General features: G+C 69.3%; 11 protein-coding genes. 1 reads left to right on the top strand and 10 read right to left on the bottom strand.

Annotated features, from left to right (window positions below; genetic code table 11):
• Window positions 1–22: 22 nt before the first annotated feature.
• The 3 genes from ABZ803_RS20140 to ABZ803_RS20130 form a co-directional block, all read right to left on the bottom strand.
• Window positions 23–3,340 (bottom strand): protein kinase, encoded by a 3,318-nt coding sequence (locus tag ABZ803_RS20140; protein WP_357040175.1) that lies wholly within the window; start codon window positions 3,338–3,340, stop codon window positions 23–25.
• 114 nt (window positions 3,341–3,454) lie between these two features.
• On the bottom strand, window positions 3,455–4,732 hold the full coding sequence (locus ABZ803_RS20135) for an MFS transporter (protein ID WP_357040172.1): 1,278 nt from the start codon (window positions 4,730–4,732) through the stop codon (window positions 3,455–3,457).
• Window positions 4,733–4,851: 119 nt separating this feature from the next.
• Entirely contained in the window at window positions 4,852–5,319 is a 468-nt protein-coding gene (locus tag ABZ803_RS20130) for an RDD family protein (RefSeq protein WP_357040169.1), read from the bottom strand.
• Window positions 5,320–5,508: 189 nt separating this feature from the next.
• On the opposite strand from ABZ803_RS20130, the gene ABZ803_RS20125 reads away from it, so the two are divergent.
• Complete coding sequence (locus ABZ803_RS20125; protein ID WP_357040166.1) at window positions 5,509–6,129, top strand: TetR family transcriptional regulator; 621 nt, start codon at window positions 5,509–5,511, stop codon at window positions 6,127–6,129.
• Between the two features lie 274 nt (window positions 6,130–6,403).
• On the opposite strand, the gene ABZ803_RS20120 is transcribed toward ABZ803_RS20125, so the two are convergent.
• The 7 genes from ABZ803_RS20120 to ABZ803_RS20090 all read right to left on the bottom strand — a co-directional run bounded on the left by ABZ803_RS20120 (window position 6,404) and on the right by ABZ803_RS20090 (window position 13,235).
• Window positions 6,404–6,826, bottom strand: a complete 423-nt coding sequence (locus tag ABZ803_RS20120; RefSeq protein WP_040872119.1) for a hypothetical protein — start codon at window positions 6,824–6,826, stop codon at window positions 6,404–6,406.
• A gap of 100 nt (window positions 6,827–6,926) precedes the next feature.
• Complete coding sequence (locus ABZ803_RS20115) at window positions 6,927–8,078, bottom strand: acyl-CoA dehydrogenase family protein (protein WP_357040163.1); 1,152 nt, start codon at window positions 8,076–8,078, stop codon at window positions 6,927–6,929.
• Window positions 8,079–8,092: 14 nt separating this feature from the next.
• Window positions 8,093–9,238 (bottom strand): thiolase family protein, encoded by a 1,146-nt coding sequence (locus ABZ803_RS20110; RefSeq protein WP_357040160.1) that lies wholly within the window; start codon window positions 9,236–9,238, stop codon window positions 8,093–8,095.
• 1 nt (window position 9,239) lies between these two features.
• Entirely contained in the window at window positions 9,240–10,067 is an 828-nt protein-coding gene (locus ABZ803_RS20105; protein ID WP_357040157.1) for an enoyl-CoA hydratase-related protein, read from the bottom strand.
• On the bottom strand, window positions 10,064–11,305 hold the full coding sequence (locus tag ABZ803_RS20100) for a CaiB/BaiF CoA-transferase family protein (protein WP_357040154.1): 1,242 nt from the start codon (window positions 11,303–11,305) through the stop codon (window positions 10,064–10,066). The genes ABZ803_RS20105 and ABZ803_RS20100 overlap by 4 nt, the downstream gene beginning before the upstream one ends.
• A complete protein-coding gene (locus ABZ803_RS20095) occupies window positions 11,305–12,069 on the bottom strand; it encodes an SDR family NAD(P)-dependent oxidoreductase (protein ID WP_357040151.1) in 765 nt (254 codons plus the stop codon). The genes ABZ803_RS20100 and ABZ803_RS20095 overlap by 1 nt, the downstream gene beginning before the upstream one ends.
• Window positions 12,069–13,235, bottom strand: a complete 1,167-nt coding sequence (locus ABZ803_RS20090; RefSeq protein ID WP_357040716.1) for an acyl-CoA dehydrogenase family protein — start codon at window positions 13,233–13,235, stop codon at window positions 12,069–12,071. The genes ABZ803_RS20095 and ABZ803_RS20090 overlap by 1 nt, the downstream gene beginning before the upstream one ends.
• Window positions 13,236–13,281: the final 46 nt, after the last annotated feature.

Below are 13,281 nucleotides of genomic sequence, written 5' to 3'. Positions count from 1 at the left end.
AGCTACGCCGGTCGGATCGGGGTCAAGAACTCGCTTGCCGGGCTTGCTCCACGAACCAGGCCGCGATCTGAGTGCGTGAGGTGAAGCCGAGTTTGGTCAGGATGTGTTCGACGTGGCCCTGGACGGTACGTTGCGAAACCACCAACTTGTTGGCGATCTGCTTGTTGCTGAGCCCTTGGGCGACGAGGTCGGCGACCTGCCGCTCCCGCTTGGTCAGTCGCGCAGCCGGGCCCGACGCGAGTGCCGCGTCGGTGGGCTGCTCCCCGAGCGCGTACGCGACAGCGGCGTCCACTCCCATCGCCTGGCCTTGCCGAAAGGCGGCGTCGAATCTGCGAGCACCGAGCGCGCCTCGCGTCGTTCGCTCGCATTCCTTGTGAAAGCGCGACATGCTCAGCAAGACCGCGCGCACGCTGCCGCCCGCCAGCCAGTTTCCCTGGGCGGCTCCCAGCAGCACAGCGGCGCGTTCGACGTCGCCCCGGTCGGCGACCGTCCAGGCCAGCGCCTCGATGCCGAACGCGGTGAGCACCGGACTGTTGGACCGCCGATTGATTCGCAACGCCTCCTCGAGCAACCGTTGGGCACGGTCTCGCTCGCCCTGCTGGCGTGCGGCGACGCCCAAGCCGCGCAACGCGGTCGAACGATAGAGCAGTTCGCCTTGGGCTTCGGTGATGGAAAGCACTCGGCGGTAGTGCTCGGACGCCCGGATCATGTCGCCGCGCAGCTCGTATGACCATGCGAGGATGGCCAGCGCACTGACGTACAGTTCTCCCGTTCGGTCAGCGCTGAGCAGCTCCACCGCCCGTTCGAGGGACGAGGACGCGTCGGCCGCTTCGCCCCTGGCGAGTGCGACGATGCCGGTGGCGTAGGCGAGCTGTCCCTCGATGGCGGGGGTGGGATCCTGGGCGGCGAGTGCTCGTCCCTCCGCCAGGAAAGCGGCGGTAGCCTGGAAATCCCCCTGCGGCGCGGCAACTTCGCAGGCCGCGCGGAGGGCACTGATGCGGTCGGGTATCGATTGCGCGCCGGGGTGGGCCAGGACGCGATCGATCCAGAATCGGCCTTCCCCGTACAGGCCGCGAAAGCTCCAGAACTCGTGCAACGCCGAGGCGATGCGCAAACCCGCTTCAGCCGCCGCCCGGCTGTCGTCGGTCAGGCAGGATTCGAGCGCTTCGCGCAGGTTGGGTTGTTCCCGTTCGAGCCGGGCGATCCAATCGGGCTGCCGGGGGCTGATCCACTCGGCCTCGGCGCTCAGCGCCATGCGTTGGTACCAGTCGCGGTGCCTACGGCGCAGCTCGGTGTCCTCGCCGGACTCCCGCAGTTTCTCCCGGCCGTAGTCTCGCAAAGTCTCGAGCATCCGGATGCGCACCACCGAATGCGATTGCTCCCGGATCAGGATCGACTTGTCCACGAGGGCCGACAGCACATCCAGCGGACTTTGCGCAGCGGCGTCGAGTGCCAACACGTCGGTACCGCAGATTTCTTCGGCGGCGTCGAGCTCGAAACCGCCGGCGAACACCGACAACCGTGCCCACAGCCGCTGTTCGGCGCGGGTGCACAACTCGTAGCTCCAGGCGATACACCACCGCAGCGTTTGCTGCCGCGCGGGGGCGGTGCGGCTGCCGCGGGTGAGCAGCGCGTACCGGTCGGTGAGCCGGGCGAGGATCTGCTCCGGCGACATGGTGCGCATCCGGGCCGCCGCGAGCTCGATCGCCAGCGGCAACCCGTCCACCTGGGCGCAGATTCCGGCGACGGCGGCCTTGTTGTCCTCGTCTAGTTCGAAGTCCGGCACCGCGGCCGCGGCGCGGTCGGCGAACAACGTCACCGCGTCGAAGCGCGGCAACCCTGCCAGGGTTGGCTCCCGGTCCGGGTCCGGCACCAGCAACGGCGCCACCCGCAGCACCGTCTCTCCGGCGATATTCAGCGGTTCCCGGCTGGTGGCCAGGATCCGCAGATCCGGACAAGTCCGCAGCAACGTCTCCGTCAGCCCGGCTACGGCCTCCACCACGTGCTCGCAGTTGTCCACCACCACCAGCGTTTCGCGCGAGGCCAGGAAGTCGGTCAGGACGTCGAGCAGCGGCGCGGCCGACTGGTTGCGCACGCCGAGGGCGGCTGCCGTCACGTCGACCAGCAGGGCTGGATCCGACACCTCCGCCAGCTCGACCAGCCACACCCCGTCGGCGAAATCGCGGCGCACCTGCGTCGCCGCGCGCAGCGCCAGCCGTGTCTTACCGACGCCTCCGATGCCGGTCAACGTCACCAGCCGCGAGGCCGACAGCAATTTCTTCAGTTGCGACACTTCGGCGCGCCTGCCGACGAAACTGGTCAGTTCGAGCGGCAGCTCGCCGCTATGGTCCCGCGTAGCAGCCATCGGCGTACGCCACCCCCGCGACGGTGGCTTCTCGCCCCGACGCTCGAGCAACCCGTCGGGATGCTCGAGATCCGATTCGCCCAGCAGCGCCATCTCACCTATCGAGAACCCGCGGGCCTGCTGCACCTGCCGGATGGCCTCACCCAGCGCCGCGGCCGAGGGCCGCTCGTGACGGTCTCGGCTCATCGCGGCTTCCACGAGCGCCGACACGTCCTCGGGGATCCCTTTCTCCCGTAGGTCCGGCACCGGCTGGGTGGACATCCGGACGAACTGTGCCACCACGTTCTCCCCGCTGTGCCGCTCGAACGCGGCATGGCCGGTCAGCGCGCAGAACAGCGTGGCGCCGAGCCCGTAGACGTCCGCGGCCGGGGTGGGATCGACGCCTTCCAGCACTTCCGGTGCGGTGAACGCGGGCGACCCGGTCACAATGCCCGCGGCGGTCTGGAATCCGCCGGCGATATGCGCGATACCGAAATCGGTCAACGCGGGCTCCCCGTACTCGGTGAGCAGGATGTTTCCCGGTTTCACGTCCCGATGCACGATACCGAGGCGATGCGCGCTGGCCAGCGCACCGGCGATCTTCACCCCGATCGACAGCACCCTCTCCAGAGGAAGCGGACCGTGCTGTCGTATCCACGCGTCCAGCGAATTCAGCGGGTGATACGGCATCACCAGAAAGGGTTGCCCGCTACCGATCGCACCGGTCTCCAGCACGGTGACGATGTTCGGATGCGCCGTCAACCTGCCCATCGCGCGCTGCTCCCGCGCGAAGCGGGCCTGGTTGTCGGCGTCCAGTTCCGCGGACAGCACCTTTACCGCCACCGTCCGGTCCAGCGCGACCTGTCGGCAGCGATACACCACACCGAAACCCCCGCGACCGATCTCCACCGCGTTCTCGAAACCAGCCGCGGCCAGCTCCGCCGTGAGAGGCGTTGTCACCTCACGGCGTGTCCGTAGCGGATCGTCATCGGTCATCGCTCGGGCGTGACCCCACCAGCATGTCTCCGACAGCAGGCAACATGCGCGCACCTTTCACCACTGCCCAGCGTATCGCCGAAACCTCAGCGACGGCCCACACCGTCCAAACGGTTACCTGCCGTCCATCGCCGACACATCCCGCACGCCGCGCTCGAGGGCACGATCTCCTACACCCCGTCCCGCAACCGCCCGGAGATCGGGTCCGGTGCGCGACGTGGTCAGGGTGACCACCATGGCGGTAGCGATGGCCGCGGCGGCGAGTGCGGCGGTGGCGGGCCAGCCGAACCAGCCGACGGCGGCGGCGCCGAACGCGGCGCCGCAGCTGCCGCCGACGAAGTAGACGATCATGTAGGCGCTGTTGAAGCGAGCCGGGGCAGCCGGGTCGATGGCGAGGACCGTGCTCTGGTTGGCCACCTGGGCCGCGAACAGTCCGGCGTCGAAGAGACCGAGGCAGACGAGGGTCACGACCGTATTCGACAGGAAGGCGCCCAGAGCCGCCGAGGCGGCGATGGCGAGGACGAGCCCGATCGCGATCACTCGTCGCGCGCCGATGCGGTCGGTCCACGCCCCCGAGATGCGAGTGGCGGCGACACCGAGGAGTCCGGCGAAGGCGTACATGCCGATCCGTTCGGGCGAGTACGAGAACGGCGGCTGGGACAGCGCGACCGGGAGTCCGGCCCAGATCGTGCAGAAGGCGAAGAACCAAAGGGCACCGCGACCGGCCGCCAGGCGCAGGGCCGGATATCGGCCGTGTAGTCCGGGAAGTCCGCGCACCGTCGCCAGGTAACCCGCCGTGGCATTCCCCGCTACGGCGGGAAGCGCGAACCGGGCGGTGACCGCGATAGCAGCGCACGCCACCGCGAACGCGAGAAGCGTTCCGCGCCAACCGATCGCATCCGTCAGCCAACCTCCGACGATCCGCCCCGCGAGGATCCCCGCCGAAATACCCGCCGTGACGACGCCCAGGACGGTGGCCCGCCGTCGTGGCTGCGCGAGACGTCCGGCCACCGAACTCAATTGCGCACCGACCGATGATCCCGCCCCGATCAGGCCGACGACCGAGCCGAGCAGCCAGGCCGAACCGACCACCGCGCTCGCCGCCAGAGCGAGGGCCAGGGAACCGAACTGGGCCGACAGCACCGCCCGCGGCGAGAACCGGTCGACCAGCGGCACCAGGAGCGCCAGCCCCACCAGATAGCCGAGCGACCCGCACGCCAGAGCGGTGCCCACCGCCGCGAGTGAGGCGTGCAGCGAACCGGCGACTTCCGCGATGGCCGGTTGCAGCGGATAGATGGTCGCGGTGCCGAGCGCGGCCGCCAGCGACATGAACCAAACGACGGGTGTCCGCAGCGCGGTGCCGCGGGTGTCCGGAGTCGAATCCGTTTTCATCGCACCGACGCTAGGAGCACCGAGCCCAGGACTCCGGCGGGAAAAGGACGCGATAGTCGCGCTGTTCGGCCGCTTTCGAACTGGTGAGGTTCGGTGCGTGCGGGAGTTGCCGCCGATTCCTACGCCGGGTGGCGCTGGTCGCGGCGGCGCACCGTGCGCAAGCCGCAGGCTTGGCCTACGCTCGCGCCTTCGAGCAGGTATTGCAGCCCGATCACCACGAATCCGAACAACCATCGTGCGACCGTCTGCCATATACGCGGACGTCGGCCGTCCTTCCATCGCACTACCCGCATGCCGAACACCAGTTTCGCGAGACTGCCGCGCAACAGGAGTGTGCCGAGTACGTGGTTGGCGAATGACACCGCGAGCACGCACGGAACGAACGCGCCGAGGAATTCCACGACACCGTCGGAGGCAGGAAAGACACGCTGGGACAATGCCAATCCGACGATCAGCGCTATCAGGGCGTCGGTCATCGCGGCCAGGGCGAGGCGGTTCTCCCCCGCCTCGTCCGGAACAGCCGCCCGCGGCGCAGGCGCCTGGCCGCGTGGTCGGCTTCGGTTGGGACCGGGGCGTGTTGCGTTCACGCGACGTATTGTGGCCCAGCTCGACGACTGTCCCCACCGGTGCGATGCCCGCCTCCCGCGAGATGGCGGTGCCGCGGGCTCCGTCCCTCCGGGTGATAATTTCACGGTATGCTGAAATGCAGGTTTCAACACCTGCCGGACCGACACCGGCGGGAGATCGCGGAACGGGCGAAAGGGGGACGGCGCGACATGGCGACACGAGCCGGAAGGGGGCCGCGTGGGGAACGCGGTGCGCAGGCGGATCGCATTCTGACGGCGGCCCGCAAGTCCTTCGCCGAGCGGGGCTACAACGGGACCTCGTTGCGATCGGTGGCTCAGGCCGCCGATGTGGATCCGACCCTGGTGAATTACTACTTCACCAACAAGACCGGACTGCTGAAGGCGGCGCTGGAGCCGCCGGAAGCCTTCGGCGCGGGCATCGCCGAGGCAGCCCGGGTGCCGCTCGAGCAGCGCGGGCGAGCCTTCGTAGCGGCGGCGCTGCGCATGTGGGACGACCCGGACACCGCGGAGGTCCTGCGCTCGATCATCCTCGCGGCGAGCCACGAGCCCTTCGCCATGGAGCGGCTCCGCTCCGTTTTCTCCGCGCTCGTCTCACAGGTCGTGTCGGCGAGCCTCCCCGATGACGAGGCCGCGGTGCGCGCGGATCTGGTCTCCACACAGATCGTCGGCTTGGCGATGACCCGGTATGTCTGGGCGATCGACCGCATCGCCGACATCCCCTCGGAGCAGGTCGTCCGCCTGATCGCGCCGACTGTGCAGCACTACCTCACGGGCGCCTTGGGCGGGGACATCCCGGCGAACGCCGGGTAGGCGGCGACCACCCCGCCCGGCACATCACTACCGAGCCGACGCCGAAGCTGCACACACGTTCGCGAAAGCAGCGTACGAAAGGGGGCTGGCAGCAATTCGAATGGACCACGATATGCGGAAAGCATTGCAGCCCATGCTTTGTCAGCGACTCTGGCGATGAACCTCCGGCTCCGAGATCCACACCCCCCGCGCGGCAGCGCACCCCGCTGCTGACAACGGCCGATGTCCGCGAGCACGTTCGCGCCTGTCGCGGCGGACGCCGCCTGCCGGTGATCTATCCCGGGATGACGTACTGCACCTGGACCGAATCGGGAGAGTGGAAGAATTCCTTGGTGGTGACGGACAATTCGATGTGGCCGGGACCTGACGGGATGGTGGCCGAGTTGTACCAGGAGCCGACCAGTTTGATCGTGGTGTTGCCGCGGGCGCCGGTGTCGATGTTGTGCCAGGAGACGTAGGCGGTGGTCGCGCAGGTACCGATGCCTTCGAAGGCGCTGGTGAGATGCAGTCCCGAAGAGGAGTCCTGATCCACGTTCCCGCGGATCGTCCCGTAGCACAAGCCCGCTTCGGTCGCCGTGGTGTAGAGGACCGGGAGATCGACGGCCGCCGCCGAGGCGGTGCCCGCGAAGACGAATGCCGGGGCGCAGGCCACGACGGCGGCTGCGGCGGTTGTGACGAACCTGGTGACCGAGCGCATGAGTTCCCCTCTGCTGTTCACTGATCGGCATGCCCAGTTGTACTGCGGCTGCATGTCTTATCCGTCGCCGCACCAGAGCCGTTACGCCGCACCGCGATGGTCAGGACAAGCCCAGGTCCCGGGCCACGATCATCTTCATGACCTCGCTGGTGCCCGCGTAGATTCGCGCCACCCTCGCGTCGGTGTACAACCGGGCGATCGGATACTCCATCATGTACCCGTACCCGCCGAACAATTGCAGGCAGCGGTCCACGACGCGGGCCTGTACCTCCGTGCAGAAGAGCTTGACGCGGGCGGCGTCCGCTCCGGACAAGGCGCCCTCGACCAGGTCGAGCACCGCACGGTCGACCATCGTCTGCGCCGCTTCCACTTCCGCGGACATCGCGGCGAGTTCGAACTTCGTGTTCTGGAACGAGGCGACCGGGGTGCCGAAGGCCTTGCGCTGCTTGGTGTAGTCGACGGTCGCGGTGATCGCGGCGCGCGCCTGCGCGACCGAGCCGACCGCGACGGTGAGCCGTTCCTGTGGCAGATTGTGCCCGAGATACCCGAACGCCGCGCCTTCGGCGCCGAGCCGGTTGGCGACCGGTACCCGGACGTCGTGGAACGACAACTCCATGGTGTCCTGCACCTTGCAGCCCATCTTCTCCAGCATGCGGCCGCGGGTGAAGCCGGGCATTCCGTCCTCCACCACCAGCAGGGTGAGCCCCGCGCGGCGGTTGTCCGGGTCGGTGGACGTGCGGGCCACCACGATCACCAGGTCCGCGAGCAGACCGCCGGTGATGAAGGTCTTGGCGCCGTTGAGCACATAGTCGTCGCCGTCGCGCACCGCGCTGGTTCGCATCCCCGCCAGATCCGAGCCCGTGCCCGGCTCGGTCATGGCGATCGCGGTGAGCAGCTGCCCCGACGCCAGCCCGGGAAACCATCGCCGCCGTTGGGCGGCGTCGGCGTACTCCAGGAAGTACGGCAGGATGACGTCGAGCTGGGTGCGCACGGTACCGAGGGTGACCAGGGCCCGCGCCGCCTCTTCTTGCAGGATCACGTTGTAGCGGTAGTCGCGAATGCCCGCTCCCCCGTGTTCCTCGGGTACCGCGAAGCCGAGCAGCCCGAGTTCGCCCATCTCGCTGAAGATCTCGCGTGGCATCCTGCCGTCCTTCTCCCACGCGGAGTAGTCCGGCACGATCCGCTTCTCCACGAAATCCCGGACCAGCCGCCGGAACGCCTCGTGGTCGGCAGTGAACAGCTCTCGTCGCACGGCGGGCCTCCTGTTCAGGACATCAGTTCGACGACGGTGGCGTTGGCGGTGCCGCCGCCCTCGCACATGGTCTGCAAGCCGTAGCGAATGCCGTTGTCGCGCATGTGGTGCAGCATCCGGGTCAGCAGGACGGCGCCGGATCCGCCGAGCGGGTGACCGAGCGCGATCGCTCCGCCCAGTGGATTCATCAGCGATTCGTCGGCGCCGGTCTCGGCCAGCCAGGCGAGCGGGACGGGCGCGAACGCCTCGTTCACCTCGAAGACACCGATATCGGCCAGCGCGAGACCCGCTTTGCGCAACACCTTCTCCGTCGCGGGGATCGGGCCGGTGAGCATCAGCACCGGATCGGAGCCGGCTACAGCTCCCGCGCGGTAGCGGGCCAGTGGCGTCAGGCCCAGCTCGCGCGCCTTGCGCGGGGTGGTCACCAGCAGGGCGGCCGCACCGTCGGAGATCTGTGAGGCGTTGCCCGCGTGGATCACGCCGTCGTCCTGGAACGCGGGTTTCAGCCCGGCGAGCTTCGCCGCGGTGGTGCCGCGCCGGATCCCCTCGTCGGCGTCCACCACGCCCGCTTCGGTGCGCACGGGCACGATCTGGTCGGTGAAGGCGCCGGCGTCCTGGGCGGCGGCGGCACGCTCGTGCGACCGCGCGGAGTACTCGTCGAGCCGGGTGCGGCCGAATCCCCACTTCTTCGCGATCAATTCGGCCGAGATGCCCTGATTGAACGCGAAGCCGTCGTAGCGCGCCAACGCTTTCGGCCCATAGGGAGCACCGGAAGCCTTCGCCGCGTTCAGCGGCACCCGGCTCATCACTTCGACTCCTCCGGCGATCACGATGTCCTGCTGTCCGGAGAGCACGGCTTGCGCCGCGAAATCGAGCGCTTGCTGGCTGGACCCGCAGGCCCGGCTCACCGTGGTGCCCGGAACGCTTTCCGGCCAGCCCGCCGCCAGCACGGCGTAGCGGCCGATGTTGCTGGACTGCTCGCCGACCTGGGAGACGCAGCCCCAGATCACGTCGTCGATCAGCGCCGGATCGAGGGCGCAGCGCTCGGCCAGCGCGGTGAGCACCAGCGCGGACAGGTCGGCCGGGTGCACCCCGGACAGTCCTCCGTTGCGTTTGCCGACGGCGGTGCGGACCGCCCCGGCGATGACTACCTCACGCATATCATCTCCCGTTCTCGGAATTCCCGGCGGCGCGGATCGGCGGCCGCCGGACGGTCCAGTGGCCGGTGAACCGTGGTTCGCGCCGTTCGGCGAAGGCCGCGAACGCCTCCGGGGCGTCGGCGGTGGCGAAGTTCAGTCCCTGCGCCCTGGCCTCGGCCGCGAGCGCTTCCCGCAGCGTCGAGTCCGCGCCTTCGTGCAGCAGCGCCTTGGTCTGGGCCAGCGCCACCGGCGGTCCGGCCGCCAGGCGCGCGGCGAGCTCGGTGACGAACCCGTCGATCTCCTCCGGTGCCACCACCCAGGTGACCAGTCCCAGATCGCGAGCCTGTTCGGCGTCGATGGTCTCGGCAAGCAGCGCCAGCCGCTTGGCCTGTTGCAGGCCGATCAGCCGGGGCAGCAGCCAGGAGCCGCCCAGATCCAGCGACAGTCCGCGGCGGGTGAAGATCTGCGCGAACGTCGATCGCGGGGTGGCCACCACGAGATCGCAGCCCAGGGCCAGATTCCAGCCCGCGCCGACCGCGACGCCGGTGACTTTCGCGACGGTGGGCAGGGGCAGTTCGTGCAGCAGGACCGCGACGTCGGTGAGGGCGCGCATCCGGTAGACCGGGTGCGCGTTGTCGGGCGTCGAGATGTCCGCGCCGGAACAGAACGCGCCGCCCGCGCCGGTGAGCACCAGGGCGCGCACGGCGCGGTCGGCCGCGGCGGCGCGCAGCGCCTCGGCCAGCGCCGCCCAGAGTTCGGCGTCGATCGCGTTCTTGCGGTGCGGCCGGTTCAGCGTCAGTGTGCGCACGCCGTCGCGATCCTCCGAGAGCAGCGCGGACTCGCCGGTCATCGGCGTGATCCGATCACTCCGGCGTCCCGCAGCGCTTCGATTTCCGTTGCGGTGCAACCCAGTTCGGTGAGCACGGCGTCGGTGTGCGCGCCGAGACCAGGCACCGGGCCCATCGGCGGCTCGAACCCGGCGAGGATCGCGGGCGGCAGCAGCGAGGGGATCGGACCCGCGGGGGTCTCGATGCTGCGCCAGCGGTCGCGCTCGGTGAGCTGCGGGTGGTCGAGCACCTCGGTGGGGCGGTGGTAGCGGGAGTTGCCGATCCCGGCGTCGTCCGCGATCTTCTGGATCCGGGCCAGGTCGTGGCGCAGGCACCACGCGGCGATCGCGTCGTCGATCTCGCCGCGGTGGCGCACCCGCCCGGGGTTGGTGCGCAATCGCTCGTCCGCGGCGAGATCCGGCCGCTCCAGGATGTCGGTCGCCAGCCGCCGCCACTCCCGGTCGTTGGTGGTGCCCAGCACCACGGTTCGCCCGTCGGCGGTGGGATACGCGCCGTAGGGCGCCACCGCGGGCGAACTCATCCCGAGCGGCCGCTGATCGATGCCGGTGTGCCGCGCGTAGGTCAGGTGATAGCCCATCATCTCGGCCATGGTGTCGAAGAGGCTCACCGAGATGGTGTTGCCGTGAGCCGCGCCCCGACCCCGGCCGCACAGTGCGGCGAGGATCGACAGCGCCGCGTACAGGCCCGTGGTGACATCGGCGACCGGCGGGCCGGGCTTGGCCGGGGCGTCCGCGGTGCCCGTCACCGCGCAGACGCCGGATTCGGCTTGGACGAGCAGGTCGTAGGCGCGTTTGTGGGACAGCGGCCCGCCCGCGCCGAACCCGTCGATCTCCACCGCGATCAGGTCCGGATGCCGCGCGGCCAGGTCCGCGGGCGCGAGGCCGAGGCGGGCGGCGGCGCCTGGCGCGAGGTTGGACACCAGCACGTCGGCTCGGCTCAGCAAGCGGTGCAGCAGGTCCACCCCGGCGGGCGATTTCAGGTCGAGGGTGACCGACTCCTTGCCGCGGTTGACCCAGACGAAGTGGGCGGCCTGCCCGAGCACCACGTCGTCGTAGTACCGGGCGAAGTCGCCGCCGTCCGGGTGCTCCACCTTGATCACCCGGGCGCCGAAATCGGCCAGACTGCGGGTGCACATCGGCGCGGATACGGCCTGTTCCAAAGCGATCACCGTGACACCGGCCAGTGGTCCCAGTCCGGAGGAGCCTCCGTCCGGCGCGAGACGCTGCGAGGGGGAGGTCATCAGATCACCGTGCCGCCGTCCACCGGCAGCACCTGGCCGGTGATGAAGGAGGCGGCGTCGGAGGCGAGGAAGACGAACGCGCCCGCGACTTCCTCCGGTTCGGCCCAGCGGCGCAACAGGATTCGGTTGAGCATCTGCTCGGAGAACCGATCGTCGGTGCGGATGGTGTGCGTCATCGGCGTCGCCGCCAGCGGGGCGAGCGCGTTGACCAGGATGTTCTTGCGCGCCAGTTCCTTCGCCAGCGATTTGGTGATGCCGATGATCGCGGCCTTGGCGGCGGAGTAGTTCACCTGGCCGAGCGTGCCGACGATGCCCGCGGCGGAGGTGACGTTGATGATCCGCCCGGTGCCGTCGGTGGGCAGGAACGGCAACGCCGCCTGCGCGCAGTTGATCGTTCCCAGCGCGTGGATGTCGAACAGCCGCCGCACCGATTCCGCGGTGGTGTCGGCGAACATCGCCGGTGCGGTGACCCCGGCGTTGTTCACGACGATGTGCAGTATGCCGTCGCCGAGTCCGGCGGCCTGCTCGGCGGCCGCAGCGGCGGAGTTCCGGTCGGAGACGTCCAGCGCCCGCCCTGCCGCGGTGCCACCGTTCGCGACGATCTTCTCCGCGACGGCGCGGGCCGCCGCCCCGTCGACGTCGGTGACCAGCACGGAAGCGCCCGCGGTGGCCAGCGCCTGCGCCACCGCGGAGCCGATGCCGCCCGCGGCGCCCGTGACCAGCGCCGAACGCCCGGTGAGATCGAACAGTGTCTGCTGCGCCATCAGTAGCTCCTCGGCAATCCCAGGGCGTGCGAACCCAGGTAGTTCAAGATCATTTCTTGGCTGACGGGGGCGATGCGCATCACACGCGCCTCCCGGAAGTAGCGGGACACGTGGTATTCCTCGGCGTATCCCATGCCGCCGTGTGTCTGCAGCGCCCGGTCGGCGGCGGTGAATCCCGCGTCGGCGCACAGGTATTTGGCCGTGTTCGCCTCGCGCCCACAGGATTTCCCGTTGTCGTAGCGCCAGGTGGCCTTCCGCAGCATCAGCTCGGCCGCGTCCAGCCGGGCCAGCGAATCGGCCAGGGGGAACTGGATGCCCTGGTTCATGCCGATCGGCCGGTCGAAGACCACGCGTTCCTTCGCGTACCGCACCGCCCGGTCCAACGCGACCCGGCCGAGGCCGAGCGCCTCGGCGGCGATCAGCATGCGTTCGGGATTCAATCCGTCGAGCAGATAGCGGAACCCGGCGCCCTCCTCGCCGACCCGATCCTCCACCGGCACGCGCAGGTCGTCGATGAACAGCTCGTTGGAGGTGACGGCGTTGCGGCCCATCTTGGCGATCGGCCGGATGTCGACGTGCGCGCGGTCGAGGTCGGTGAGGAACAGCGTCATGCCGTCGGTCTTCTTGCCGACCTCGTCATAGGGGGTGGTGCGGGTCAGCAACAGGATCTTCTCCGATTCCTGCGCTTTCGAGATCCACACCTTGCGCCCGTTCACCACGTAGTGGTCGCCGTCGCGGCGGGCGAAGGTCGTGATGCGCGGGGTGTCCAGGCCCGCACCGGGTTCGGTCACACCGAAGCACACGTGCAGCTCGCCGGTCGCGATGCGCGGCAGGGTCCGTCGCTTCAACTCCTCGGAACCGTGCACCACCACCGGATGCATGCCGAAGATCGACATGTGGATCGAACTGGCGGCGTTCATCCCGCCGCCGGAGCGCGACACCTCTTCGGCGAGCAGGGTGGCCTCGGTGATGCCGAGTCCGTGGCCGCCGTACTGCTCGGGGATGGTGATGCCCAGCCAGCCGCCGCCCGCGACGGCGTCGTAGAACTCGGTGGGGAACTCGTGTGCCTGGTCCTTCGCCATCCAGTACTGGTCGTCGAACTTGCGGCACAGCTCGGCCACCGATCTCCGGATCAGGTCCTGGTCCTCGGAGAGCTCGAAATTCATGCCCTCGGCGTTCGTGTCACCGGACACTTCCGCACCTCCACTTCCT

Origin of the sequence: Nocardia sp. NPDC047648, from assembly GCF_040642815.1 — a bacterium.
Classification (GTDB): domain Bacteria; phylum Actinomycetota; class Actinomycetes; order Mycobacteriales; family Mycobacteriaceae; genus Nocardia; species Nocardia gamkensis.
This window is presented reverse-complemented; position numbering and strand designations above follow the sequence as displayed.